Genomic DNA, 24,602 nt, shown 5'->3' with positions numbered 1-24,602 from the left:
CGGTCGTCGTTCGGCGTCGCACCGGTTCGTGCGGTTCGTGCGGATCGTGAGGTGAGGGACGTGTCAGGAGAGGACGCCGTGCGGTCAGTCGTAGCGGGCCTCGGCCGCCCACTCGCCGTCCAGGCAGAGCAGCAGCCAGGCGACCCCTCCGGAGTCGACCACCTGGAAGCGGTCGTAGCGGACGGCCGTCCGCGCGTCCCACCACCGCTCGTCGATCGGCCAGGGACCGGCCCAGCCCGCCACCGGCTCGAGGCGTGCCTGGGAGGTGCCGGGAGTGAAGTAGGCGGGGACCGAGGTGAGCGTCCCGCGGTCGTCGACCGAGACCGGTTCGCCCCGCGGCCCCCGCACCAGCACGGCCGCGGGCTCGGGGAAGACCGTCGGCGGCAGGGGCGGCGGCAGGGAGCCGGGCCACGGCAGCCCCCGCGGGCGGGAGTCCCCGGGTTCGCGATCCCCCCACGGGACCAGGTGCTGACGGTCCCGCAGGGCCCGCCCTCCGCCGACCGACGCCGTGACCACCGCCTCGTGGCCCAGCATGCTCTGCACCCGGCTCAGACCGTGGTGCACCCGCTCCTCGGGGGCCGTGCCCCACAGACCCTGCTCGTGGTTGCCGATGGCGTCCACGGCCTCCGGCTCGACGCGGATGCGGGAGAGGGGGGAGCTCAGCCCGGAGTCGACGGCTCCGCTGCCCTGGAGCTGCCAGCGCACGCGATCGAGGACGTCGCCCGGGGTGAACCAGCGCGGATGCAGCCAGCTCCGGGACGAGACCTCTCCGCTGTCGCTCGTGACCTCGATGCGAATGGCGGTGGCCACCAGCTGGGCGCGGGTGAGCCCGTCGACGAACTCCTCCGCAGGGACGCGGAAGGCGAAGGCCGCCTGATCGATCCGATCCAGCGGCGGCTCGAACTCGAGTTCGCGATCGAGCCGCTCGGGGGGGAGCCGCGGGACCACCGTCTCCGTCTCGGCGCCCGAGGCGAGCAGGTGCGCGCGGGCTCCGTCGGGACCGAACCTGGCGGCCACGTCTTCTCGGGGGAGACCCGCGAAGGCTCCGAGCGTGCGCACACCGAGTCGGCGCAGGAGGGTCACCAGGTCTTCTCCTCTGACCGGTGGTCGTGTCCTCATCCCGACGGCCTCGGTTTCGAGAGCGTCGAGGGGGAGGCGGGAGAGGAACTCCGCCGTCCGGCCGGCGGGCACGATGGCGAGGGACTCGCCGGAGTGCTTCGCCGCGAGCTCGGAGGCGAAGAGGCCGTCGGCGATCCCGATGCGCGCCCGCGCGACACCCAGCTCGGCGAGGCGGTGCAGCACGGCCTCCGCTGCCGACTGCTCGCTCCCGTAGTAGCGACGAGGACCTCTGGCCCTGAGCGCACACAGGCCGGGACGGATCAGCTGGACACCGGGGGTGATCTCCTCGAGCGCCTGGATCAGGGGCTCGAAGGCGCGGTGATCGAGCACCGGGTCGTAGGGGAGCACGGTGAGACCGGTGCAGCGCGACTGGGCCTCGCGGATCCGCATCCCCCGTCGCACTCCTTCGCCGCGCGCCGACGGGGAGCAGGCGAAGACCCTGCTCTTCTCGGTGAGGGCCAGCGGGGCCTCCGCGGCGATCCCCGCAGCAGCCGCGGCCGCCGAGGACGGCCAGTCCGGGCACCAGACGAGGATGGTCCGCCGCAGCTCGGGTGCGCTCGTCATCTCACACCGCCCGTTCGTGCAGCCGCGAGCGCTCGTCGAGGACCCCGAAGGCGCCGGCCGTTCCCGGCATGCTCATCCGGACCGTGCGGACCCTGGTACCCGCGCGACCCACGACGTCGACGAGCGCGTCCCTGGTGCGCAGATAGCCGTGTCCGGCGCCCAGCCCCTCCCACCGGCTGCTGCGCAGGCTCAGGCGCGCCTCGGCCTGCGGCCACTCGCCGAGCACGATGAGGGCCGCCCCCCGCTGCCGCAGCCGAGCACTCAGCCGGGAGACGTCGGCCGAGGAGACGGAGGCGGGCGGGCGGGTGAGCACGACGGTCAGGACGTCGACCAGTGCGGCGGTGACCGTGAGCCAGTGCTCGGCGGGGGAGGGGACGAGGACCAGCCTCTCGAGATCGATCCCCATGTCCGCCGCCGCCTCGGCTCCGAACTCGGGCACGCCCACCACACCGCACCACGCGCCGTCGGCGGAGGGGCCGGCGAGCAGGCCCATCGCGAGACTCATCGAGCCCTCGACCGAGTAGGCGGCGCCCTGCTTCAGAGATCCTCCCGGGAGGGCGGAGGCGAAGGCCGGCAGGGTCGCCATGCTCTTCGTCTCGAGCGTGGTCGCCTGCATGTCGCGAATCCGGGACTGCAGCTCCTTCACCGACGCGAGCTGCCGCAGAAGGGGTTCTGCAGCCTCGGCCGTCCCCGCGGAGAGGGGTGGGGAAGGGGGGCTCATCTGCCCATGTTCGAACATGTGTTCGAGTATGTCAATCGCCACCGACATCCGCCGCGAGCTCTGCTCGCCCCCGGGGAGGAACCCCTGTCCAGGCGGCTGTGGAGGACCGATCCGCCTGCTGACCGGCCTCCCGGCCGACCCTAGATCGTGAGCCCGTGACCGAAGTGGAACAGCGGATCCGCGGTGTCGAACGGGACGTCCGGCCGTCGCTCCGCCGCCGCCGCCATCGAGCGGGGCAGATCCATCGGAAGCCTCCCACGCGCCGCCGACATCCCGAAGACCACGTCCAGCAGTGCGGCTCCCGAGGCCCCGAAGTCGCCGAGCAGAGCGGCGACGCTCCCGACGAACGGAGTCAGGATCGCGGGCCGGTCCAGGAACACGTCGACGACCGTCGGGACCCTCTCCGCCACGGCGGCGACGTGGTCGAGCACCTCCTCGGGGAAGTCGAGAGACCCCGCGTGGAAGAAGCTCTCGAACGCCGTCTCGCGCTGCTCGAACGGCGCCTGGAGCCGGACCACCGCCAGATCCGCCTCCTCCGGCGAGTCGACGACCGTGCCGTAGGCGGAGGCGGTCACCGGGTCCACTCCCTCCACGTAGAGCCGGAGCCCCCGACGCGCCGGCAGGACACCGTCGTTCGCCAGCACGGTGATCGCCGCCCGCTGCGCGTCCTCACCCGCTGCGCGGAACTCCGCCGAGCCGACCACGGCCTCCGCCGCCTCGGGGTCGACGATCCGCTCGTCGAACAGCCCGAGCACGAACTTCTCGCGCAGCAGCCGGCGCACCGAGACGTCGAGCCGCTCCTCGGCGATCGTCCCCTCCTCGACCAGCGCGATCAGCACCTCCGGGATCGCCTCTCCGCCGAACTGGTCGACACCCGCCCCGATCGCCTTCGCCATCCGCTCGGGGACCGACAGGTGCTCGACCCCCCAGGCGCGCGCAGGATGCAGGTCGCCCATGATCCAGGCGTCCGAGAGGAGCCCCCAGTCGGTGCAGACGATGCCGTTGAAGCCGAACCGCTCGCGCAGCAGGCCCGTGATCACCGAGCGGTTGAAGCCGAAGCCGACCTCCTCGAGCGAGGTCCCGACGGGCATCCCGTAGTACGGCATGATCTGGCTCGTGCCCGCTTCGAAGGCCCGCTCGAACGGCGTCAGGTGGTACTCGGCGTTCCCGCCCGGGTACACCTGCTCGCGGCCGTAGGGGAAGTGGGGGTCCTCGCCGTCCTTCTGCGGGCCTCCGCCCGGGAAGTGCTTGGTCATCGTGGCCACGGACTGCGGACCCAGCGTGTCGCCCTGGAACCCGCGGATGTAGGCGGCCCCCAGTCGCCCGGTGAGCTCGGCGTCCTCGCCGAAGGTGCCCACCTGCCTGGCCCAGCGCGACTCGGTCGCCAGGTCGATCTGCGGGTGCAGCGCGACGCGCAGTCCCACGGCGAGATACTCCCGCCGGGCGATGTCGCCGAACCGCCGGACGAGCTCCTCGTCGCCGATCGCGCCGAGTCCGAGTGGCTCGGGCCACTGCGAGAACGCCGCCGACTGCGCGCCGGTCCCCGGGTTGTCGGTGAAGGAGTGGCGCGGGTCGGTCGAGAGGGTCACCGGGATCCCGAGCCGGGTGGAGGAGGCGAGCTCCTGCAGTCGGTTGTGCCACTCGGCGATCTCGCGGGCCGTGGCCGTGGCGCCGCCGAGGAGGTTGAAGTGCGACATCCGCTTGTCGAGGACCATCGCCGAGGTCGACGGGAGCCCGAAGGCTCCGTCCGCTCCGGCGAGCGCGCCGCCCTCGCCCATCACGATCATCGTCTGGAAGAACAGCCCTGCCTTCTCCTCCAGCGTCATCTGCGCGAGGAGGATCTCCACCCGTTCCGAGGTGGAGCGCAGCGGATCGAGGTAGCTGCGGTCGACCGAGGGGCCGGTGTCCGAGGGTGCTGACGACGGTGTCATGGGGTTCCTTCCGGGGCGGGAGCCCTCGTCGGCTCCACAGGCAGGGTACCGCCAAAACCGATCGACACTCGGTAATCGGTGACGGGCTCCGGCCGGCCCCGACCGCGCCTCTACCATGGGAGCCATGCCCGACGCCCTCCCCGACTCCGCCGAGCCCTCCACGCCGCGGCGGCGGACGCTCGTCGTGAAGATGGGCTCCAGCTCGGTCACCAAGCAGTCGGGGCCCGATCCCGTCCTGCTCGCGAGCGCGCTCGAGAGCGCCTTCACCGCCCGCGACCTCGGCTGGGACGTCGTCCTGGTGTCCTCCGGAGCCGTCTCCTCCGGGCGTGCCCTCTTCGCCCGCTCCCAGGACGCGCCGATCAGCCCCCGCCTCGCCGCGGCGGTGGGGCAGACCGTCCTGATGGGCTTCTACCGCTCGGTCGCCGAGCTCTCGGGCGAGCTGGTCGCTCAGATCCTGATCGGCGAGTCCGACCTCGCCTCTCCCGCGCAGATGGCGCACGTCGCGGAGGCGATCCGTCACGCCCTCGACGCCGGAGTCGTGCCGATCGTGAACGGCAACGACACGATCGACTCGGCGGGTTCCGACAACGACGCGGTAGCGGGAGCCCTCGCGATGCTCCTCGGTGCCGACCTGCTGATGCTGCTGACCGATGTGCCGGGGGTCTTCGCCGGCAGCATCGCCGAGGGCGTCCACCTCGAGGAGCTCGGGATCGCGCAGCTTCGCGGCATCGGGGTCCAGAAGGGTGGAACGGGCCGCGGCGGCATCCGCTCGAAGCTCAGGGCCGCCGAGCTCGCCGCCCACAACGGCGTCTCGACCAGGATCGCGGGGTCGCGGACTCCCGAGGTCATCCTGGGAGCCCTCTCCGACCCCGGTCCGGGCACGCTCGTCCGAGCGGTCCACACGCACCCCGCGGTCGAGCAGCGCTGGATCTCGGGTGTCGCGACCGCCCGCGGGCGCGTCGAGATCAACCTCGAGGCCGAGCGCAGCATCGGCTCGGGGTCGAGCCTGTTCGCGTCGGGGATCAAGCGCGTCTCGGGCGACTTCGTCGGGGGCGACGTGATCGAGGTCCGCGCGCTCAGCGGCGAGCTGCTCGCGCGGGGTGTCTCCCGGGTGTCCTCGCGCCTGCTGACTCTGGTCCGAGCGCTCCGCGTCGACGAGATCGCCCGGGTGTTCGTCGCCGTCCTCGCCCACGCGGCCGACTCCGGGTCGGCCTCCGCCCCGACCGACGGGGAGCGCCCGCAGCTGACCCGCGCGATCGAGTACGCCCACGGGCTCTCCTTCGAGCACGCTCGAGCGGTGGCGATGGAGATCGTCGGCCTGTTCCCCGCCGAGAGCATCGCAGCCCTGGTCGGCCAGGCGTCGGAGGAGTCGGAGCTCGTCGAGCGCTACACGCGGCTCGTGCGCACGCTCGCGATCGTCGAGAACGAGCAGCTCGCCGTCTTCCGCGACTGACCTCGCCGCAGCGGCACACTCGCGCCACCAGGAGGGTGCATTCCGCGCCAAAGCGTCATGAACACCCGCCCCGCATGTCTCTCTGGGGACGGCGCCGACCCCGGGCGCCCCGATGGATCGGAACATGATGAGCATCCACGCCCCCGCCACCCGCCACCCGTTCGACGACCGCATCACCGTCGAGACCTTCGAGTCCGATCGGCTCGCACGTCGACTCGCGCTGCTCGAGGAGTCGATCGCCGAGGGGGAGCGGGCTCTCCGCGGCTTCGTCGATCCGCGATCCGGCGAGATCGTCCCCCCTGCTCGCGGCGGCCACCGCGAGCAGGTGCTCAGCAATCTGGTGGTCGAGCGCGTCCTCGCCGAGCAGATCAGGAGCTCGATCCGCTCCCCGCGCTGACGGAGCCGGATGCGGCACGATGGAGCGATGGTCACCATCACCGTCTCCGGTCTCGCTCAGCACTTCCTCCCTGCCGAGCGGGGAACCGTCCGCCTCGAGATCCGGCGCGAGTCCCGCTCGCGGTCGCAGGCGCTCTCCGAGGTGACCGCGGAGCACGGGAGGGTGCGCGGCGAGGCGGCCGCAGAGCAGTCCTCCGGAGTCGCGACCTGGTGGTCGGCCGATCAGGTGTCGGTCTCGACCGTCCGCCGCTACCTCAAGGACTCCGACGTCACGGAGCTCTTCCACGTCGCCGCGGCGTCCGTCCGCGTGAAGTACCGCGACTTCGACGCGCTCGGCCGCTGGGTAGGGTCGGTCTCCGAACGTCCGGGCGTGGTCGTCGCCGGAGTCGACTGGGACGTCACGGCCGCGCGCCGCGCGACCGCCGAACGCGAGGTGCGGATCGCCGCGGTGCGCGATGCACGGGAGCGTGCCGCCGCCTACGCCGCGGCTCTCGGCCTCGGCGACGTGCGCGTGCTGACGCTCTTCGAGCCCGGACTCCGGCCTCACACCCGGATCGAGGGCGGCGCGGCGCTGATGAGCCGTGCCGCGAAGTTCGGCGGGCAGGAGGAGCTCGCCCTCAAACCCGAGGACATCGAGGTCTCGGCCGCGGTCTCCGCCGACTTCGAGGCCGTCTGAGCTGCTCCGCTAGAGGCCGTGCGCCGTCGCCCAGATGCGGCCGGGCAGCCCGAAGAGATCGATGAACCCGGTCGCGCTGCCCTGATCGAACGTGGAGCCCTCGCTGTAAGTGACCAGGTCGCGTCGGTACAGGGGAGTAGGCGCCCCGCGCCCGACCACTGTCGCCGACCCCTTGAACAGGCGCAGCCGAATGGTCCCGTCCACGTACCGCTGGGTGAAGGAGACGAACGCGTCGAGCGCTGAGCGCAGCGGGCCGTGCCAGAGCCCGTCGTAGACGAGCTTCCCGTAGAAGAAGAGGTGTGCCTGTCCGAGGGAAGCCGCCGGACTACTTGGGCGAGCAGGCCGACACCCGTTCCTTCGTCGCGGTGAGAGTCTCGGACGACCTGCCCGGCCACTCCGCTCCGGCCGCCGATCAGTCGGTGGACGAGTGCCGCACCGACGAGCGCTCCCCGGCAGTTCTCGGCGCGCTCATCCCGCCACCGCTATCGTGACGACGGCACCGGAGGCGAGCGCCAGGCCGGCCCACTGGCCAGGCCCGAGGCGCTCGCGAAGTACGACCACGGCGAGGCTCACGGTGACGGCGGGGTAGAGGGCGATGAGCACGCTCACCAGCGAGAGCATGCCGTCACGGAAGGCGTAGAGCATGCCGATATTGGCGACGACGTCGAGAAGCCCGACGCCGACGGCGAGCACGAGGAGCCGCCCGCGGAGCGGTGCCGTCCGCGTCGTCCGCATCGTCGCGACCGCAACCAGGTAGGAGGCGACCACCCGCGCGGCCACGAGCGCCCAGAGCCCTGAGCTCTCGTCGATGCGGTCGGTGAAGACGAAGCTCAGTGCGAAGCAGGTGCCCGCTCCGAGGGTGAGTCGTGCGACCCGCGGCGTGAAGCGACGCGCGTCTTCGGGTGTCGACGTCTCGCGGCTCACGAGGACGATCGCAGTGACGGCCAGGAAGATGCCGATGAGCGAGACCGGGGACGGCCGCTCGCCGAGAGCGACTCCCACTACGACCGGCACGCCGGCGACCATCACGGCCGTCACCGGCGAGACGATGGTCATGGGACCTTCGGCGAGGGCCAGATAGAAGCACCACATGGCCACGGCCATCACGGCGCCCGAGGCCGCTCCCCACAGCAGCGACGGCGTGTCGAGGCGACCCCCGGCGAACGGCGCCAGAGCGGCGATCACCAGGGCCGAGACGGGGTACGAGACCAGGACGACCCGGAGTGCGGCGACCCGACGAGAGGCGAGCCCCCCGAGGAAGTCGCTGACACCGTACGCGGTGGCGGACACGAGGGCGAGCAGAAGAGCGGCCATGGGATTCGATCCGATCGTTCGACCCGCGGAGCGCGGCTGGGAGGCAGGAGGCGCGGGATCCGGACACCATACGGGTATCGAACGGGTCTCGACTGGTCTGTCACGGAGCGTCTGCGTGCGGAAGACGGTAGGAACCGCGGGGGAGCCTCCGGGGTCGAAGAAGCGATCTGTGGACGATTAGCCTGATGTCGGCGTTGTGGAGGAGCCTCCGCGGGAATAGCACCGGCCACCGCGACGCTGACCTCCACATGGTCTCGCGCATCGGCTTCCTCTCCTTCGGCCACTACCAGGCGGTGCAGGGCTCCCTGACGCACACCGCCCGGGACGTCCTCCTGCAGACGATCGAGCTCGCCGAGGCGGCGGAGGAGATCGGCATCGACGGCGCCCACGTCCGCGTGCACCACTTCGCCCCGCAGCTCGCGTCCCCCTTCCCGCTGCTCGCGGCCATCGCCGCCCGCACGCGCCGCATCGAGATCGGCACGGGAGTCATCGACATGCGCTACGAGAACCCCCTCTACATGGCGGAGGAGGCGGCGGCCACCGACCTGATCTCGGGCGGCAGGCTCGAGCTCGGCGTGAGCCGGGGGTCACCCGAGACGGCGCTGCGCGGCTCCGAGGCGTTCGGCTACGTGCCCGAGGAGGGCACGACCGACGCCGATCTGGCTCGCCGCAAGGTGCAGCTGTTCCGTGAGGCGCTCGCGGGCGCTCCCGTCGCCCAGTCGGACCCGGCCATGACCCGCCAGGCGATCCCGCTCGCGATCGAACCCCGCTCGCCCGGTCTGGAGGACCGCATCTGGTGGGGTGCCGGCAGCTTCGCGACCGCGCGCTGGGCGGCAGAGCAGGGGATGAACCTGCAGTCGTCCACCCTGCTGCTCGAAGAGGAGGGGATCCCGTTCGACGAGCTGCAGGCGCGCCAGATCCGCGAGTACCGGACGGCATGGGCCGACGCCGGCTGGGAGCGCACCCCGCGCGTCTCGGTCTCGCGGAGCGTGCTGCCGATCACGAGCGACCTCGACCGCCTCTACTTCGGCGGCCGCGGCGAGCGCGACCAGGTCGCCTCCCTCGAGGGCGTCCGCGCCCGCTTCGGCCGCAGCTACACGGGCGAGCCCGACGTGATCGCCGCAGAGCTCGCGGCGGACATCGCTGTGCAGGAGGCGGACACGCTGCTGCTCACCGTGCCGAACCAGCTCGGCGTCGACTACAACGCGAGGCTCCTCCGGACCGTCGCGGAGTCGATCGCTCCCTCGCTCGGGTGGTCGTCGGCGGCGCTGACGCCCGCCTCCTGACGGAGGAGCGACCACTTCTCGGCGAGACACCGCCTCCGGTGCGGTGTCCCGCCGAGATCGCGTTCCCCGGGCGACGCGGGACGCCGCCGGAACACGAAGAACCCCCGCACCTTCTCACGAAGATACGGGGGTTCTGATCTGTGTCCGAGGGGGGACTTGAACCCCCACGCCCTATACGGGCACTAGCACCTCAAGCTAGCGCGTCTGCCATTTCCGCCACCCGGACAGGTGTTGCTCCGGCCTGCGTTTCCGCGGCCGAAGAAGACATTAGCACGCTTTCAGAGCCCCGGACGACGCCGGAGAGGGGCCGCAGGAGCAGTGCCCCGACCGGGTGCATCGACCCGCCGCGGTACCGTTGCTCGCATGACGACGCCCGACCGCGACGACCTCCCCGAGCTCGACGAGACCGCGCTGATCGCGCGCGACCTGATCCGCTTCGACACGAGCAACTACGGCGAGGGGCGGGCCGAGCCCGAACGCGAGGCCGCCGAGTACGTCGCCGCGCATCTGCGCGACCTCGGCCTCGAGCCGCTCCTCGTCGACTCCGATCCCGGCCGGACCAGCGTCGTGGCGCGGGTGGCGGGGGAGGACCGCGACCGCGGCGCGCTGGTCGTCCACGGGCACCTCGACGTGGTGCCCGCCATCGCGGACAACTGGAGCGTCGACCCCTTCGGCGGTGTGATCAAGGACGGCATGCTCTGGGGCCGCGGCGCGGTCGACATGAAGAACATGGACGCGATGATCCTCGCCTCCCTCGGCGACATCCTCCGCTCAGGGCGGAAGCCCTCGCGCGACCTGGTCGTCGCGTTCTTCGCCGACGAGGAGGCGGGCGGCGTCCGCGGCTCGGGCCATCTCGTCCGCACGCAGCCGGAGCTCTTCGCCGGCGCCACCGAGGCGATCAGCGAGGTCGGCGGCTACTCGATCGAGCTCGGCGGCAAGCGCGCCTACCTCGTGCAGACCGGGGAGAAGGCGCTGATGTGGCTGACCCTCCGCGCTCACGGCACCGCCGGCCACGGGTCGCAGATCAACAGCGAGAACGCCGTCACCCGCCTCGCCGAGGCGATCGCGCGCATCGGCAGCGAGGAGTGGCCGACCCGGCTCACCGACACGACCCGTCAGCTCCTCGACGAGGTCGCGCGCATCCTCGGCCACGACCCGCAGCGCAGCACACCGGAGGAGCTCGCCCTCGCCACGGGGACGGCCTCCCGCTTCATCTCCGCGACGCTGCGCACCACCGCCAACCCCTCGATGCTGTCGGCGGGCTACAAGGCGAACGTCATCCCCGACACCGCCGAGGCGACGATCGACGTCCGCGTGCTGCCGGGGGAGGAGGACTCGGTGCTCGAGCGCATCAGGGTCCTCGCGGGCGAGCACGTCGAGATCCTGGTGCAGCACCGCGACATCGGCCTCGAGGTCCCCTTCGCCGGCCCGCTCGTCGAGAGCATGGCCGAGTCGCTCCGCCGCTTCGATCCGGAGGCGGAGGTGCTGCCCTACCTGCTCTCCGGAGGCACCGACAACAAGGCCCTCTCGACGCTCGGGATCACCGGCTACGGCTTCGCTCCGCTGCAGCTCCCGGGCTCGCTCGACTTCCCCGCGCTGTTCCACGGGGTCGACGAGCGGGTTCCGCTCGACGCACTAGTGTTTGGCAGGAAGGTCCTGACGGACCTCCTCCTGCGATCCTGACGCCCGGATCCGACCCGCCACCGACCGCCTGCTGGCCGACGACGCCCCAGCCCTCCTCGAAAGTGACGCATGGGCCTGCTCGACGCGCTGATCCTCGGACTCGTCCAGGGTCTGACCGAATTCCTCCCCATCTCCTCCAGCGCCCACCTCAGGATCGTCAGCGAGCTGCTGCCGAGCCTCGACGGCCGGGACACCGGGGCGGCGTTCACCGCCATCACGCAGCTGGGCACCGAGACCGCGGTCATCATCTACTTCTGGCGCGACATCGTGAAGATCGTGTCGAACTGGGCCCGCTCGCTGGTCGGCAGGGTCCCGCGCACCGATGCGAACGCGCGGATGGGCTGGCTGATCATCATCGGCAGCATCCCGATCATCGTGCTGGGCCTCGTCTTCCAGGACGCCATCGAGACCACCCTCCGCTCGCTCTGGGTCGTCGCGACGACCCTGATCGTCTTCGGCATCCTCCTCGGCATCGCCGACGCGGTGGGCGCGAAGAAGCGCCGGCTGCGCGACCTGAACGTCCGCGACGGCCTGATCTACGGAGGCGCGCAGGCGCTCGCCCTGATCCCCGGAGTGTCCCGCTCGGGCGGCACCATCACCGCCGGCCTCTTCATGGGCTACGAGCGGAAGGCCGCGGCGAGGTACTCCTTCCTCCTCGCGATCCCGGCGGTGTTCGGCAGCGGCCTCTACCAGCTGTACAAGAGCATCAGCGACCCCGAGGTGCTGCCGAACCAGATCCAGGTGGGCGGTCTCGAGACGCTCGTCGCCACGATCGTCGCGTTCGTCGTCGGCTTCGTCGTGATCGCGTTCTTCATGGGCTACATCTCCCGGCGCAGCTTCCTGCCGTTCGTGATCTACCGGATCCTCCTGGGCGGCGTCCTCATGGTCGCCCTGGCGACCGGCGCCATCGCCGCCTAGATGCGAGCCTGGCCCGCGCCCTCCGTCCCCGTCCTGCCCGGCCGCGGAGCCGCGCCCCGCGTGCACGACACCTCCTCGGGTGACCGGGTCGAGCTGTCCGGCACCGACGGCGTCGCCCGCCTGTACGTCTGCGGGATCACCCCCTACGACGCGACCCATCTCGGCCACGCCTCGACCTATCTCGCGTTCGACACCGTCCAGCGGGTCTGGCTCGACGCGGGCCTCACCGTCGACTACGCCCAGAACGTGACCGACGTCGACGATCCGCTCCTCGAGCGCGCCACAGCGACGGGCGTCGACTGGCGCGCGCTGGCCGAGGAGCAGGTCGAGCTCTTCCGCGGCGACATGGCCGCGCTGCGCATCCTGCCGCCCGCGCACTACGTCGGCGTCACCGAGACCATCGCCCCGATCGCGGAGGCGGTCGCCCGCCTGGAGCGCGACGGCATCGCCTACCGCGTTGCCGCCCCCGATGCCGCGGTCGCGGGAGCCGAGGACCTCTACTACGACATCGCGGCCGCCGAGGGAGCGGTCTGGCACCTCGGCGCCGAGAGCGCCCTCGATCGCGAGACGATGGCCGAGCTGTTCGCCCTCCGCGGCGGAGACCCCCAGCGGGCGGGCAAGCGGCACCCGCTCGACCCGCTGCTCTGGCGCGCCGAGCGCGCGGGCGAGCCGGCCTGGGACGCCGGCGTCGGCCGCGGCCGTCCCGGCTGGCACATCGAGTGCTCGGTCATCGCCCTCGATCGTCTCGGCCCCGACTTCACGCTCCAGGGCGGAGGCAGCGACCTGGTCTTCCCGCACCACGAGTTCAGCGCCGCACACGCCGCCTCCCTCTCGGGGCGGCCGCTCGCAGGCGCCTACGCGCACGCCGGCATGGTCGCCTACGAGGGCGAGAAGATGAGCAAGTCGCTCGGGAACCTCGTCCTCGTCTCCCGCCTGCGCGCCGACGGCGCCGACCCGCGGGCGATCAGGCTCGCCCTGCTCGCCCACCACTACCGGAGCGACTGGGAGTGGCTCCCCACCGATCTGCCCGCGGCCGTCGCGCGCCTCGCCGAGTGGGAGGCGGGCCTCGCCGCTCGCGGACCGGAGTCGGCGATGGACGTCCTGACGCGACTCCGGGCCGCTCTCGCCGACGATCTCGACACCCCGGCCGCACTCAGCACCCTGGATTCCGCGGTGATCGAGGGCGTGGACGACCCGGCGCTGCTCCGCGACGCCGTCGACGCCCTCCTGGGCGTCCGGCTCTCCTGACGAGGCGAGGGACAGCGACCCGGACGCGTCAGGGGCGCCAGGGCTCCTCGCCCGAGCGCCCGTCGCCGCGACGGCGGAGGTAGCGCTCGAACTCCTGCGCGATGGCCTCTCCGCTCGCCTCGGGCGAGTCGACCGTGTCGCGCGCCTGCTCGAGCTGGGCGATGTAGGCAGCCATCTCCTCGTCGTCCGCGGCGAGCGCGTCGATGCCGCGCTCCCACTCCTCGGCCTCCTCGATGAGCTCGCCGCGCGGCACGGTCAGGCCGACGACCTCCTCGAGCTTCTCGAGCAGGGCGAGCATGGCCTTCGGCGACGGGGCGTTGTGCACGTAGTGCGGCACGGAGGCCCAGATCGAGACGGCGGGGATGCCCACCTTCTGCGCGGCCTCCCCGATGACGCTGAGGATGCCGACCGGACCCTCGTAGCTCGAGCGCTCCAGCTCGAACTCGCTGCGGAGCTCGGCGTTCTCGCTCGAGGCGAAGATCGAGATCGGCCGCGTGTGCGGGACGTCGGCGAGCATGGCGCCGAGGAACACGACGGTCGAGATGTCGATCGCGAGCATCGCGTCGACGACCTCGGCGGCGAAGCTCTTCCAGCTGCGCGACGGCTCGGTGCCGATCATCACGTAGAGGGCGCTCTCGGCGTCGACGGAGGTGTCGGCGGGGCCGAAGATCTGCGTGCCGGGCCACGACAGCGTGCGCCGGCCGTCCTCGCCGATCGAGAGCATCGGCCGGGTGTACTGGAAGTCGTAGTACTGCTCGGCGTCGACGGCGAAGAGCGGCACGTAGTCGCCGTCGTCCTTGACCAGGCGGACGGCTCCGCTGGCTGCATCGCCTGCGTCGTTCCAGCCCTCGAAGGCCACGACCAGGACGTTCCCCTTGATCACGTTCATAGGCACGGTCTCCGCGTTCGGCTCGGTGTCCGGGGTGCGCGGGCTGCGCCCGCCCCGTCGGTCCAGGATAGGACCCGGCCTCCGACCGCTCCGCACGGCCCCCGGCCTTTCCGCTGTCCGCGTACGGGGCCGCCGCACCGGGGTCCCGGTACCATGGTCGCTCGTGACTTCCGACGCCTCCGCTCCGACGACCAGGGACCGCGCCTCCACGACGGAGGGGGCGAGCGTCCCCGCCGCGGTCCTCTGGGACATGGACGGCACCCTCGTGGACACCGAGCCGTACTGGATGGCCTCCGAGCACGCGCTGGTCGCCTCCTTCGGCGGAGTGTGGACGCACGAGGACGCGATGAGCCTCGTCGGCTCCGGCCTGCCCGCGTCGGCCCGCATCCTCCAGGGCAAGGGGGTGGATCTCCCGGTCCAGGCGATCATCGACCGGATGACCGACGAGGTCGTCGCGCAGCTCGCCGGCGGTATCCCGTGGCGGCCGGGTGCCCTCGAGCTGCTCTCCGCGGTGCGGGAGGCCGGAGTCCGCCAGGCACTGGTCACGATGTCGATCGGGCGCATGGCCCGCGCCGTCGTCGACCGCCTCCCGTTCGCGGCGTTCGACGCCGTCGTCAGCGGGGACATGGTCGAGCGCAGCAAGCCCGACCCGGAGGCGTACCTCCTCGCCGCGCAGACGCTCGGCGTCGACATCGCGGACTGCGTGGCGATCGAGGACTCCCACGCCGGCCTCGCGTCCGCCGTCGCGGCCGGAGCCGCCGTGATCGGCGTCCCGCACCAGCTCGAGCTCGTCGTCGACGGACCCTACGCCCACTGGCCCACTCTCGCGGGCCGCACCGTCGCGGATCTCGCGCAGGTGTCCATCGACCACCGCGGCTCCCGGCCGCACCCCACCGAGACGGAGGCCCGCCGATGACCGGTGAGGCACTGCAGCATTCCGGCCCTTTCCGCGCGGGCGACCGCGTTCAGCTCACGGGGCCGAAGGGGCGGATGAACACCATCACCCTCGTGCCGGGCAAGGTCTTCCACACCCACCGCGGCGGTATCGAGCACGACACGGTGATCGGCCTGCCCGACGGCTCGGTCGTCGAGAACACGGTGGGAGTCGAGCACCTCGCGCTCCGCCCGCTGCTCGCCGACTTCGTGATGTCGATGCCCCGAGGAGCAGCGATCGTCTACCCCAAGGATGCGGCGCAGATCCTCGCTCTCGCCGACGTCTTCCCCGGCGCGCGCGTCGTCGAGGCCGGTGTCGGATCCGGAGCGCTGTCGCTCTGGCTCCTGCGCGCGGTCGGCCCCACGGGTCGTCTCTCGTCCTTCGAGCGCCGCGAGGAGTTCGCGGAGGTCGCGCGGGGCAACATCGAGACGTTCCTCGGCTACACGCCCGACAACTGGAGCGTCACGGTGGGCGATCTCGTCGACGCCCTGCCGGAGGCGGTCGCACCCGGAGAGGCCGATCGCGTCGTCCTCGACATGCTCGCTCCCTGGGAGTGCCTCGACGTGGCCGCTGATGCGCTGACTCCGGGCGGCGTGCTGCTCTGCTACGTCGCGACGGTGACGCAGCTGTCGCGGACGGCCGAGGCGATCCGCGCCTCCGGGCTCTTCACCAACCCCGCGTCGAACGAGACGATGGTGCGCGGCTGGCACGTCGAGGGTCTCGCGGTGCGTCCCGACCACCGGATGATCGGGCACACCGGCTTCCTGATCACCGCGCGCCGGCTCGCCCCCGGCGCTGTGCTGCCCGAGCTGAAGCGCCGCCCCTCGAAGAGCGACTTCAGCGACGAGGACGTCGAGGCGTGGACGCCCGGTGCCCTCGGCGAGCGGGTGGTCAGCCCCAAGAGCCTGCGCAAGCGGGTGCGCGAGTCGGCGACGAGCGCCGAGCTGTCCCGCGCCCGCGGCTTCAGCGAGGGCGAGGCCGCCGCACCCGGCGACGACGAGGGCATCGTCTAAGCTGAATCCGGCCCTCGGGCCTCCTCCCGATCGTCTCGCACTCGGGCCCCACCACTCCCACTCCGACGAATAGAGGACCCGTGCGCAGGACCGTCGCGCTCATCGCCAGCATCGGCATCGTGGCCGCACTCGCCGGATGCACCGCGTCGTCCTCGGTCGCCGACTGCGACGCGCCCTACGGCCCGGGTGACTCCTCCGCCGCCGTCGATGCGACGGGCGACTTCGGCTACCAGCCCGACGTGACGGTCCCCACCCCGTTGAACGCCGACGGAACGCAGGTCAGCACTCTGATCGAGGGCTCCGGCGACCCGCTCGAGAAGGGCCAGCTGGTCACGATCGACTACACGCTGGTCAACGGCGCCGACGGGACCGTCCTCGAGGCGTCGCCCTACGACGGCGAGAGCACCGCGCGCTTCACCGTCGGCGGTGCCGGCCTGATCGGCCTCAACGAGGGCCTCCTCTGCACGCAGGTCGGCTCGCGGGTCGCCATCGCGATCGCCCCGGAGGACGGCTTCGGAGACGCCGCGTCCCAGCTGGGCATCACGCCCGAGGACACCCTCGTCCTCGTCGCCGACGTGCAGAGCGCCTCGCTCGCCCGCGCCGACGGCGACCCGCAGCCGGCGCCGAACGGCTTCCCGATCGTGACCCTCGACGAGAACGGCACCCCCGGTCTCGCCAAGCCCTCCGGAGACGCCCCCACCGACCTCCGGATCGCGCAGCTCAAGAAGGGCGACGGCGCCGTCGTGGAGGAGGGCGACCAGGTCGTCGTCAACTACACCGGCTGGCTCTGGAGCGACGGCAGCGTCTTCGACTCCAGCTGGGAGAACGGCGCGCCCGCCGTCTTCACCGCGGCCGACGGCAGCACGACCCAGGGCGGCGTCATCGCCGGCTTCGCGGAGGCGCTGATCGGTCAGCCGGTCGGCTCCCAGGTGATCGCGATCATCCCGCCCGAGGACGGCTACGGCGACACTGCGCAGGACGGCATCCCCGCCGGCTCCACCATCGTCTTCGTGGCCGACGTGCTCGGGATCGCCTGACCGGGCCCGGCCCTAGACTGGAGAGCGTGCCTGCAGACGTCTCGTCCTCGAGCCGCATCCCGGCCGAGGAGCGTCTCTTCAACCTCGTGCTCGCGCTCGTCGCAGCCGAGAACGGGCTGACGAAGAGCGACGTGCTCTCGACGGTGCAGGGCTACCGCCAGCGGTCCGACCGCGGCGACCGCGCCTCCCTCGAGCGGCAGTTCGAGCGCGACAAGGACGACCTGCGCGAGCTCGGCATCCCGATCGAGACCGTCGACTCGCCCGGTGACCCCGGCAACACCCAGACCGTGCGCTACCGCATCGCCAAGCGCAGCTACGACCTCCCGGCCGACATCTCGTTCGACCCCGAGGAGGTCGCGCTCCTCCGCCTCGCCGGCGCCGTCTGGCGCGAGGGGACGCTCTCGGCGGAGTCCCGCCGCGCGCTGATCAAGCTGCGCTCGATCGGCGTCGAGTCGGTCGATCCGGTCATCGGAGTCAGCCCGTCGATCCGCGTCCGCGAGGCGTCGTTCGAGCCGCTCAGCGCGGCACTCGACCGCGGCCAGGTCGTCCGCTTCCCCTATCTCAAGCCGGGAGGGGAGCAGCCGCGGGTGCGCACCGTCCACCCGCGCGCTCTCGTGAACCACCAGGGCCGCTGGCACCTGCACGCCTGGGACGAGAAGGCGGAGGGCACCCGCACCTTCCTCCTCGCCCGGATCGTCGGCCCGGTCTCCTCGACCGGCCGGACGGCGCCGATCGAGGAGGGCGACCACGCCGCGACCGCCCTCGCGCAGCTCGACGAGATCCTGCGACGCAACTCGGCGCTCCTCCGGGTCGCCGTCGACTCCGACGCGGCGCTGCGCCTCGGTCGCCGGGCGGAGGCCGAGGGGGAGGGGGCGCACCTGCTGCGCCTGCACTTCACCGACGCCGACATCCTCGCCGATGAGCTCGCCGGCTACGGTCCCGAGGTCGTCGTGCTCGAGCCCGCGAGCCTGCGCCGCAAGGTCGTCGACCGCCTGCGCCGCTCGCTGTCCGACCACGGAGGAGCTCTCGATGGCTAGACCCCGCTCGCTGCAGGCGCGCGACCGACTCGCCGTGCTGCTCTCCCTCGTGCCCTACCTCCTCGACCGCGGTCGCGTCGGGGTCGCCGAGGTCGCCGAGCACTTCGACATCGCCGAGGAGGAGGTCCGTCGGGCCGTGCGGCTCATCGCCGTCTCCGGCGTGCCCGGAGAGACGGCGCAGTACCAGGCCAACGACCTCTTCGACATCAGCTGGGACGACTTCGAGGAGAACGACCACATCGTCCTGACCCAGCAGGTCGCCATCGACGACTCGCCGCGCTTCTCGGCGCGGGAGGCGGCGGCCCTGATCGCCGGGATGCAGTACCTCGCCGCTCTCCCCGAGAACCAGGGCAACGACCGCATCGCCGCGCTGATGGGCAAGCTGTCCCGAGGCGCCTCCAGCGCTCCGAGCGCCGTCGCCGTCGCGAGGGGCACCGGAGCCGACGAGGCGGTCGCGACGATCCGCACCGCTCTCTCCGCGGGGACGCAGCTCGCCTTCGACTACCGCAGCGGCCGTGGCGAGACGGAGGCGCGGGTCGTCGACCCGTTCCTGCTCGAGTCGGTCGACCGCGACTGGTACCTCCGCGGCTGGTGCCACCTGCGCGAGGGCGTCCGCACCTTCCGCGTCGACCGGATGCGCTCGCTCGCCGACACGGGTGCGCCCATCGTGCGCAGGCGCAACGAGGTCACCCTGCCCGAGCGGCTCTTCGAGGCTTCGGCCTCCGACCTCGTCGTCGATCTGCGGGTGGCGCCGAGCTCCGTCGCCCTCCTCGGCGACTACGCGGCCGACGCCGAGTTCCCGCCGGTGGCGTCGGGGGAGGAGTCAGTCGTGGTCCGCATCCGCGTCGCGCATCTCGAGGGGCTGACGCGACTGGTCGCCTCCCTGCCCGGACTCGTCGCCGTCGTGGCTCCCGACGGGGCGAGGCGCGCCGTCGCCGAGTGGACGCGCGCCGCCCTGCGCGCCAACGACGAGGAGGCCTGATGACCTGGTGGTCGTGGATCCTGATCTGGCTCGGCCTCGCGCTCGCTGCCGTGGGCGTGCTCGTGCTGTTCGCGCTCTCCTACTGGCGGAAGGGCCGAGTCCTGCTCCGGCAGCTCGACGAGCTCACCGCGCAGCTCGACGCGATCCAGCCCGCATCCGACCTGCCGGTGGCGCCCCGTCCTCCGTCCTCCCTGTTCGCCGATCGCGACGACGTGAGACGCGCACACGAATCGCGGCGCGACTCCTGCCGCGACAGAGCTGAGGATCGACGGTCAGCCCGCGTCGAACGAGGTAAGCTCCTCGTACACCGCAACCGACAAGTGAAGTGAGTCTGCAATGTTCGCTGGCCTCCAGGGGTGGCACCTCCTCATCATCCTCGCCGTGATCCTCCTCCTGTTCGGTGCGCCCAAGCTCCCGCAGCTCGCCCGCAGCGTCGGGCAGTCGATGCGGATCTTCAAGAGCGAGGTCAAGACCATGAAGGACGAGGACGGCGCTGAGCGCAAGGACTCGACGGACGGCACGGTCACCGGCACCGGTACGACCGCGACCGGGACGACGACGTCCAGCGCGACCACGCCGCCCGAGACCCCGATCAAGTAATGACCTCCGTGGCAGCGAAGAAGCCACGGACGAAGCGCTCGAAGAAGGACCCCGAAGGGCGCATGTCGCTCGGGGCCCATCTGATCGAGCTTCGCAATCGGCTCTTCATCTCCGCCATCGCGATCGCCATCGCCTGCGTGGGCGGCTGGTTCCTCTCCGACTGGGTCTTCGAGGCGCTCAAGGCCCCGATCGCCGTCGTCGCGGCGACGCAGAACAAAGAGGCCGTCCTCAACTTCCCGACGATCACGGGTGCCTTCGATCTCAAGCTCCAGATCGCCATGACGATCGGCGTCGTCATCGCGAGCCCGGTGTGGCTCTACCAGGTCTGGGCGTTCCTCGTTCCCGGGCTGACGGGCAAGGAGAAGCGCTACGGGATCGGCTTCATCCTGACGGCCATCCCGCTGTTCCTCGCGGGCTGCCTGTCCGGCTGGTTCGTCTTCCCGCACATCGTCGAGCTCCTCACGGGCTTCACGGGAGGCGACGCGGCGAGCTTCCTCGATGCGAAGGTCTACTACGACTTCGTCCTCAAGCTGGTGCTCGTCGTCGGCATCGCCTTCGTCCTGCCGGTGTTCCTCGTGCTGCTCAACTTCGTCGGCATCCTCCCGGGGATGACGATCCTGAAGTCGTGGCGCGTGGCCATCATGGTGATCGTCCTCTTCACCGCTATCGCGACCCCGGCCGCCGACCCGATCTCGATGTTCCTGCTCGCGATCCCGATCATCATCCTGTTCTTCGCCGCATGCGGCATCGCGATCCTGCACGACAGGCGCGTCGCCAAGCGCCAGGTGGTCTTCGACGGCACCCCGTCCGACCTGCCGGCGTGATCGAGCAGTCACCCGCCGAGCGCTTCGCTGCGTTCCGCACGCGCCAGGGGCACGCCAGGGTCGAGACGTTCCGCTCGACCCTGGCGTTCGACCTCGACCCGTTCCAGTACGAGGCGTGCAGCGCACTCGACGACGGGCGGAGCGTCCTCGTCGCGGCGCCGACCGGCGCGGGCAAGACGGCGGTCGCCGAGTTCGCGATCCACCTCGCCATGCAGGACCCGGCGGCGAAGGTCTTCTACACGACGCCGATGAAGGCGCTGAGCAACCAGAAGTTCCAGGAGTTCGTCGCCGAGTACGGGGCCTCGGAGGTCGGGCTGCTCACCGGCGACTCCAACGTGAACGCCCGGGCCCGGATCGTCGTGATGACGACCGAGGTCCTGCGCAACATGCTCTACGCCGACTCCGATCTGCTCCGCGATCTCGCCTACGTCGTGATGGACGAGGTGCACTACCTCGCCGACCGCTTCCGCGGAGCCGTCTGGGAGGAGGTCATCATCCACCTCCCGCAGCGGGTGCGCCTGGTCTCGTTGAGCGCGACGGTCTCGAACGCCGAGGAGTTCGGGGACTGGCTGCAGACCGTCCGCGGCGAGACCGAGGTCATCGTCTCGGAGGAGCGGCCCGTCCCGCTCGATCAGCACGTCCTCGTGGGCGGCAAGCTCCTCGACCTGTTCGACTCCTCCGGACGCGCCGCGACGAACCGGGTGAACCCGGAACTGGCACGACTGGCCCAGGGCGGTACCCGCGTCGAGCGCGGCGGTCGCGGTTCTCAGCGCGGTGGTCGCGGTGGGCGTTTCCACGAGTCGCGGACCGAGGATCTCGTCCCGCGGTCCGAGGTCGTCGAGATCCTCCGCGGCAAGAACCTGCTGCCCGCCATCTTCTTCGTCTTCAGCAGGGCCGGCTGCGACCAGGCCGTGCGGCAGGTCCTCCGCTCCGGCGTCCGGCTGACCGAGCGGCACGAGCGCGACGAGATCCGCGCGATCGTCGAGGAGCGCTGCCGGACCATCCGCGACGAGGACCTCGCGGTCCTCGGCTACTGGGAGTGGCTCGACGGCCTGCAGCGCGGCGTGGCGGCCCACCACGCGGGCATGCTCCCCGCGTTCAAGGAGGTCGTGGAGGAGCTCTTCCTCCGCCGTCTCGTCCGGGTGGTCTTCGCCACCGAGACCCTCGCCCTCGGCATCAACATGCCCGCGCGGACCGTCGTGCTCGAGAAGCTCGAGAAGTTCAACGGCGAGGCGCGCGTGCCGATCACGCCCGGGGAGTACACGCAGCTGACCGGGCGCGCCGGTCGACGCGGGATCGACGTCGAGGGCCACTCCGTCATCCAGTGGCGCGGGGGGATGAATCCGCAGGCGGTCGCCTCCCTCGCCTCCCGCCGCACCTACCCTCTGAACTCCAGCTTCCGCCCCAGCTACAACATGGCGGCGAACCTGATCGAGCAGTTCGGCCGGACCCGCACCCGCGAGATCCTGGAGTCGTCCTTCGCTCAGTTCCAGGCCGACCGCTCCGTCGTCGACCTCGCCCGCCGGGTGCGCCAGCAGGAGGAGTCGCTCGAGGGCTACGTCACGGCGATGCAGTGCCACCTCGGCGACTTCGAGCAGTACGCGGCCATCCGTCGCGAGATCGGCGAGCTCGAGCGCCGCGGTGCCGTCCGCAAGGAGTCCGCGTCGCACAGCGAGCGCGAGAAGCGGCAGGGCGAGCTGAACACCCTCCGGCGCCGGATGAAGGCGCACCCCTGCCACGCCTGCAAGGACCGCGAGCAGCACGCGCGCTGGGCCGAGCGCTGGTGGAAGCTGCGCCGCGAGACCGACGAGATCGAGCGCCAGATCCGCGCGCGGACAGGCGCCGTGGCGCGGATCTTCGACCGCATCACCGAGGTGCTCCTCGAGCTCGGCTACTTCCGCCGCGACGACGCCGGGGAGCTCTCGCTCACCCCGAACGGACGCACCCTGCGCCGCATCTACGGCGAGCGGGACCTCCTGATCGCGGAGTGTCTCCGCAAGCAGGCCTGGACCGAGCTCGACCCGGCGGGGCTCGCCGCCATGGCGTGCTGCCTGGTCTTCGAGCCGCGACGCGAAGAGGGGACCATCGGCGAGAAGTACCTGCCCCGCGGCACCTTCCCCGAGGCGCTCGAGAAGACGCAGCTGCTCTGGGCGAAGCTCGACGACGTCGAGCGCGATCACCGCCTCCCGGGCAGCAACCCGATCTCGACGAGCCTCGCCCTCGCGATGAACATGTGGGCACGCGGGATGCCGCTCGATGCGGTGCTCCGCGAGGCCGACATGGCGGCGGGCGACTTCGTCCGCTGGTCGAAGCAGACCATCGACCTCCTCGACCAGCTCTCCGTCGTGGCCGACGGCAAGGTCGGTCGCGCCGCCCGGACCGCGCTCGAATCCGTCCGCCGGGGGATCGTCGCCTACTCCTCGGTCGCATGAGGGACCTGATCGCACCGCCCGCGGGGCGGATCGCTCCGCTGTGGCTCGCGCTCCCTCTCGCGGCTCTGGGCGGCGCCGTCCTCGACCAGGGCTTCCCCGACACCGACGTGTGGCCGCTGGCGATCGTCGGCGCGGCCGCGATCCTCCTCGCGCTCGCCGGTCGCTCCTTCTGGAGCGGCGCGCTCGTCGGGCTCGTCGGCGGAGGCGTGTTCTGGGGTATCCACATCTCGTGGCTGACGCTCTACCTCGGCCCGATCCCCTGGCTCGCCCTCGCCGGTCTGCAGGCGATCTTCTTCGCCGTCTCGGCCGGAGCGATGGCGGTCGTGTCGACCCGCGGGAACCGCGTGTGGACGGGTCCGCTCGGCCGGATGGTGGGCATCCCGGCGCTGCTGGCGGCTCTCTGGGCCGGTCGCGAGACGATCACGAGCGTGTGGCCCTACGGAGGGTTCGCCTGGGGGCGTCTGGCGCTCTCGCAGTCGACGGGGCCCCTCGCCGACCTCGCCGCCTGGGTCGGCTTCACCGGGCTCAGCTTCGTCGTCGCGTTCCTGGCGGCCCTCCTGGCGCAGGCCGTGCGGGTGGTGTCCGTTCCCGCGACCGCGCGGATCGCCACGGTCGCGGGCTTCGCCGTCGCGGCCCTCGTCTTCCCCGCCTGGCCGGCACCGACCGAGGGCGGGACCCGGATCGCGGCCGTCCAGGGCGACTCCGATGCCGGCCTGTTCTCACAGAGCTACCGAGGCCAGATCCTCGAGGACCACACCTCGGCGACGCTGCCGATCCTCGACGAGGACGTCGACATGGTCGTCTGGCCCGAGAACGGCGTCGACATCGACCCGACCCGCAACGAGCAGTCAGCCGCGGTCCTCGACTACCTCAGCCGCGAGATGGACGTGCCCTTCATCGTCGGGACGATCACGAATCCCGAGGAGGACGTGTTCTACAACAGCTCGCTGCTGTGGAAGGCGGGGGAGGGAGCGACCCAGATCTACGACAAGGTGCATCCGGTCCCGTTCGCCGAGTACGTCCCCGATCGCTCCTTCTGGCGGATGTTCGCACCGGACCTCGTCGACCTCGTCAGCCGCGACTACTCCATCGGCACCCGCTCGAACGTCTTCGACATCGACGGCGTCCTCGCCGGGATCGCGATCTGCTTCGACATCTCGGACGACGCCCTGACCAACGCGATGGTCGACGGGGGCGCCCAGGTGATCCTCGCTCAGACCAACAACGCCGACTTCGGGCGGACCGACGAGAGCGTCCAGCAGCTGGCGATCGCGCGGCTGCGGGCGATCGAGACCGGTCGCAGCGTGGTCAACATCTCGACCGTGGGGACGAGCGCGATCATCGGCCCCGACGGCGGGACGATCGACTCCCTGGAATGGTTCGAGCCGGGTGCCATGGTGGACGAGGTTCCCCTTGCATCCACCACGACCCCGGCTCTGGTGTGGGCCCGTGACCTCGGCTGGTACTTCCTCGCCGCCGGTCTCGTCGCTCTGGTCTCGTTCGTCCTCCGGACGCGCGAGCCCCGACGACGTCGGGTCCGCTGAC

At 71.5% G+C, this 24,602-nt stretch carries 23 protein-coding genes and 1 tRNA gene; 17 read left to right on the top strand and 7 right to left on the bottom strand.

All coding sequences use genetic code 11. From position 1 onward, the window contains the following. Positions 1-84: 84 nt before the first annotated feature. The 3 genes from B9Y99_RS07600 to B9Y99_RS07590 form a co-directional block, all read right to left on the bottom strand. Positions 85-1,683 (bottom strand): DNA polymerase Y family protein, encoded by a 1,599-nt coding sequence (locus B9Y99_RS07600; protein WP_085475891.1) that lies wholly within the window; start codon positions 1,681-1,683, stop codon positions 85-87. 1 nt (position 1,684) lies between these two features. After that, on the bottom strand, positions 1,685-2,299 hold the full coding sequence (locus B9Y99_RS07595; protein WP_129587935.1) for a hypothetical protein: 615 nt from the start codon (positions 2,297-2,299) through the stop codon (positions 1,685-1,687). Between the two features lie 245 nt (positions 2,300-2,544). After that, positions 2,545-4,335 carry a glycoside hydrolase family 3 protein gene (locus B9Y99_RS07590; RefSeq protein ID WP_085475890.1) on the bottom strand — a complete coding sequence of 597 codons (1,791 nt, stop codon included), beginning with the start codon at positions 4,333-4,335 and terminating at the stop codon, positions 2,545-2,547. Positions 4,336-4,459: 124 nt separating this feature from the next. Between B9Y99_RS07590 and proB the strand changes: the two genes are divergently transcribed. The 3 genes from proB to B9Y99_RS07575 all read left to right on the top strand — a co-directional run bounded on the left by proB (position 4,460) and on the right by B9Y99_RS07575 (position 6,860). Next, positions 4,460-5,788, top strand: coding sequence for a glutamate 5-kinase (proB, locus tag B9Y99_RS07585; protein WP_165759560.1), 1,329 nt, complete (start codon positions 4,460-4,462; stop codon positions 5,786-5,788). Between the two features lie 124 nt (positions 5,789-5,912). Then, entirely contained in the window at positions 5,913-6,185 is a 273-nt protein-coding gene (locus tag B9Y99_RS07580) for a hypothetical protein (protein WP_085475888.1), read from the top strand. A gap of 27 nt (positions 6,186-6,212) precedes the next feature. Then, positions 6,213-6,860, top strand: coding sequence for an SIMPL domain-containing protein (locus B9Y99_RS07575; protein ID WP_165759559.1), 648 nt, complete (start codon positions 6,213-6,215; stop codon positions 6,858-6,860). A 9-nt stretch (positions 6,861-6,869) separates the two neighbouring features. Here the strand turns inward: B9Y99_RS07575 and B9Y99_RS19365 are convergent, their stop codons facing one another. After that, a complete protein-coding gene (locus tag B9Y99_RS19365; protein ID WP_085475886.1) occupies positions 6,870-7,316 on the bottom strand; it encodes an adenine nucleotide alpha hydrolase family protein in 447 nt (148 codons plus the stop codon). Positions 7,317-7,328: 12 nt separating this feature from the next. Next, positions 7,329-8,174, bottom strand: coding sequence for an EamA family transporter (locus tag B9Y99_RS07565; protein WP_085475885.1), 846 nt, complete (start codon positions 8,172-8,174; stop codon positions 7,329-7,331). Positions 8,175-8,422: 248 nt separating this feature from the next. Here B9Y99_RS07565 and B9Y99_RS07560 point away from each other — a divergent pair, with 248 nt between their 5' ends. Beyond that, on the top strand, positions 8,423-9,460 hold the full coding sequence (locus B9Y99_RS07560) for an LLM class flavin-dependent oxidoreductase (protein WP_085475884.1): 1,038 nt from the start codon (positions 8,423-8,425) through the stop codon (positions 9,458-9,460). 141 nt (positions 9,461-9,601) lie between these two features. Here the strand turns inward: B9Y99_RS07560 and B9Y99_RS07555 are convergent. Beyond that, positions 9,602-9,686: transfer RNA gene (locus B9Y99_RS07555), tRNA-Leu, on the bottom strand. Positions 9,687-9,823: 137 nt separating this feature from the next. Here B9Y99_RS07555 and B9Y99_RS07550 point away from each other — a divergent pair. The 3 genes from B9Y99_RS07550 (at position 9,824) to mshC (ending at position 13,309) form a co-directional block, all read left to right on the top strand. Beyond that, on the top strand, positions 9,824-11,143 hold the full coding sequence (locus B9Y99_RS07550; protein ID WP_085475883.1) for a M20/M25/M40 family metallo-hydrolase: 1,320 nt from the start codon (positions 9,824-9,826) through the stop codon (positions 11,141-11,143). Between the two features lie 69 nt (positions 11,144-11,212). Then, the gene (locus B9Y99_RS07545) at positions 11,213-12,061 is read left to right on the top strand and encodes an undecaprenyl-diphosphate phosphatase (RefSeq protein WP_085475882.1); all 849 of its coding nucleotides are present in this window, start codon (positions 11,213-11,215) and stop codon (positions 12,059-12,061) included. After that, on the top strand, positions 12,062-13,309 hold the full coding sequence (gene mshC / locus B9Y99_RS07540; protein ID WP_085475881.1) for a cysteine--1-D-myo-inosityl 2-amino-2-deoxy-alpha-D-glucopyranoside ligase: 1,248 nt from the start codon (positions 12,062-12,064) through the stop codon (positions 13,307-13,309). It abuts the gene before it with no gap. A gap of 28 nt (positions 13,310-13,337) precedes the next feature. On the opposite strand, the gene B9Y99_RS07535 is transcribed toward mshC, so the two are convergent. Then, the gene (locus B9Y99_RS07535) at positions 13,338-14,198 is read right to left on the bottom strand and encodes a proteasome assembly chaperone family protein (RefSeq protein ID WP_085475880.1); all 861 of its coding nucleotides are present in this window, start codon (positions 14,196-14,198) and stop codon (positions 13,338-13,340) included. Between the two features lie 163 nt (positions 14,199-14,361). On the opposite strand from B9Y99_RS07535, the gene B9Y99_RS07530 reads away from it, so the two are divergent. The 10 genes from B9Y99_RS07530 to lnt all read left to right on the top strand — a co-directional run bounded on the left by B9Y99_RS07530 (position 14,362) and on the right by lnt (position 24,601). Then, complete coding sequence (locus tag B9Y99_RS07530) at positions 14,362-15,114, top strand: HAD family hydrolase (protein ID WP_280157851.1); 753 nt, start codon at positions 14,362-14,364, stop codon at positions 15,112-15,114. After that, positions 15,111-16,145, top strand: a complete 1,035-nt coding sequence (locus tag B9Y99_RS07525) for a tRNA (adenine-N1)-methyltransferase (RefSeq protein ID WP_085475878.1) — start codon at positions 15,111-15,113, stop codon at positions 16,143-16,145. Before B9Y99_RS07530 ends, B9Y99_RS07525 begins: the two co-directional genes overlap by 4 nt. Positions 16,146-16,225: 80 nt before the next feature. Further along, positions 16,226-17,182 carry an FKBP-type peptidyl-prolyl cis-trans isomerase gene (locus B9Y99_RS07520; protein ID WP_085475877.1) on the top strand — a complete coding sequence of 319 codons (957 nt, stop codon included), beginning with the start codon at positions 16,226-16,228 and terminating at the stop codon, positions 17,180-17,182. A gap of 26 nt (positions 17,183-17,208) precedes the next feature. Then, complete coding sequence (locus tag B9Y99_RS07515) at positions 17,209-18,219, top strand: helix-turn-helix transcriptional regulator (RefSeq protein WP_085475876.1); 1,011 nt, start codon at positions 17,209-17,211, stop codon at positions 18,217-18,219. Beyond that, a complete protein-coding gene (locus B9Y99_RS07510) occupies positions 18,212-19,201 on the top strand; it encodes a helix-turn-helix transcriptional regulator (RefSeq protein WP_085475875.1) in 990 nt (329 codons plus the stop codon). Before B9Y99_RS07515 ends, B9Y99_RS07510 begins: the two co-directional genes overlap by 8 nt. Then, the gene (locus tag B9Y99_RS07505) at positions 19,201-19,530 is read left to right on the top strand and encodes an Asp23/Gls24 family envelope stress response protein (RefSeq protein ID WP_085475874.1); all 330 of its coding nucleotides are present in this window, start codon (positions 19,201-19,203) and stop codon (positions 19,528-19,530) included. Before B9Y99_RS07510 ends, B9Y99_RS07505 begins: the two co-directional genes overlap by 1 nt. A gap of 7 nt (positions 19,531-19,537) precedes the next feature. Further along, complete coding sequence (tatA, locus tag B9Y99_RS07500) at positions 19,538-19,801, top strand: Sec-independent protein translocase subunit TatA (RefSeq protein WP_085475873.1); 264 nt, start codon at positions 19,538-19,540, stop codon at positions 19,799-19,801. Positions 19,802-19,863: 62 nt separating this feature from the next. Next, entirely contained in the window at positions 19,864-20,625 is a 762-nt protein-coding gene (gene tatC, locus B9Y99_RS07495) for a twin-arginine translocase subunit TatC (RefSeq protein ID WP_085476301.1), read from the top strand. Beyond that, on the top strand, positions 20,622-23,057 hold the full coding sequence (locus B9Y99_RS07490) for a DEAD/DEAH box helicase (RefSeq protein WP_085475872.1): 2,436 nt from the start codon (positions 20,622-20,624) through the stop codon (positions 23,055-23,057). Before tatC ends, B9Y99_RS07490 begins: the two co-directional genes overlap by 4 nt. Then, positions 23,054-24,601 carry an apolipoprotein N-acyltransferase gene (gene lnt / locus B9Y99_RS07485; RefSeq protein ID WP_085475871.1) on the top strand — a complete coding sequence of 516 codons (1,548 nt, stop codon included), beginning with the start codon at positions 23,054-23,056 and terminating at the stop codon, positions 24,599-24,601. The genes B9Y99_RS07490 and lnt overlap by 4 nt, the downstream gene beginning before the upstream one ends. The last annotated feature ends 1 nt before the right edge of the window (position 24,602 follow it).

It is taken from the genome of Rathayibacter oskolensis (genome assembly GCF_900177245.1).
GTDB classification, from domain to species: Bacteria; Actinomycetota; Actinomycetes; order Actinomycetales; family Microbacteriaceae; genus Rathayibacter; species Rathayibacter oskolensis.
The sequence above is the reverse complement of the archived record's forward strand: the minus strand, read 5'-3'. Positions and strand labels throughout refer to the sequence as shown.

Coding starts and splice junctions, on each gene's coding strand:
- B9Y99_RS07600 (WP_085475891.1), bottom strand. CDS start 1,683: ATGACGAGCGCACCCGAGCTGCGGCGGACCATCCTCGTCTGGTGCCCG.
- B9Y99_RS07595 (WP_129587935.1), bottom strand. CDS start 2,299: ATGCAGGCGACCACGCTCGAGACGAAGAGCATGGCGACCCTGCCGGCC.
- B9Y99_RS07590 (WP_085475890.1), bottom strand. CDS start 4,335: ATGACACCGTCGTCAGCACCCTCGGACACCGGCCCCTCGGTCGACCGC.
- proB (WP_165759560.1), top strand. CDS start 4,460: ATGCCCGACGCCCTCCCCGACTCCGCCGAGCCCTCCACGCCGCGGCGG.
- B9Y99_RS07580 (WP_085475888.1), top strand. CDS start 5,913: ATGATGAGCATCCACGCCCCCGCCACCCGCCACCCGTTCGACGACCGC.
- B9Y99_RS07575 (WP_165759559.1), top strand. CDS start 6,213: ATGGTCACCATCACCGTCTCCGGTCTCGCTCAGCACTTCCTCCCTGCC.
- B9Y99_RS07565 (WP_085475885.1), bottom strand. CDS start 8,174: ATGGCCGCTCTTCTGCTCGCCCTCGTGTCCGCCACCGCGTACGGTGTC.
- B9Y99_RS07560 (WP_085475884.1), top strand. CDS start 8,423: ATGGTCTCGCGCATCGGCTTCCTCTCCTTCGGCCACTACCAGGCGGTG.
- B9Y99_RS07550 (WP_085475883.1), top strand. CDS start 9,824: ATGACGACGCCCGACCGCGACGACCTCCCCGAGCTCGACGAGACCGCG.
- B9Y99_RS07545 (WP_085475882.1), top strand. CDS start 11,213: ATGGGCCTGCTCGACGCGCTGATCCTCGGACTCGTCCAGGGTCTGACC.
- mshC (WP_085475881.1), top strand. CDS start 12,062: ATGCGAGCCTGGCCCGCGCCCTCCGTCCCCGTCCTGCCCGGCCGCGGA.
- B9Y99_RS07535 (WP_085475880.1), bottom strand. CDS start 14,198: ATGAACGTGATCAAGGGGAACGTCCTGGTCGTGGCCTTCGAGGGCTGG.
- B9Y99_RS07525 (WP_085475878.1), top strand. CDS start 15,111: ATGACCGGTGAGGCACTGCAGCATTCCGGCCCTTTCCGCGCGGGCGAC.
- B9Y99_RS07510 (WP_085475875.1), top strand. CDS start 18,212: ATGGCTAGACCCCGCTCGCTGCAGGCGCGCGACCGACTCGCCGTGCTG.
- B9Y99_RS07505 (WP_085475874.1), top strand. CDS start 19,201: ATGACCTGGTGGTCGTGGATCCTGATCTGGCTCGGCCTCGCGCTCGCT.
- tatA (WP_085475873.1), top strand. CDS start 19,538: ATGTTCGCTGGCCTCCAGGGGTGGCACCTCCTCATCATCCTCGCCGTG.
- tatC (WP_085476301.1), top strand. CDS start 19,864: ATGTCGCTCGGGGCCCATCTGATCGAGCTTCGCAATCGGCTCTTCATC.
- lnt (WP_085475871.1), top strand. CDS start 23,054: ATGAGGGACCTGATCGCACCGCCCGCGGGGCGGATCGCTCCGCTGTGG.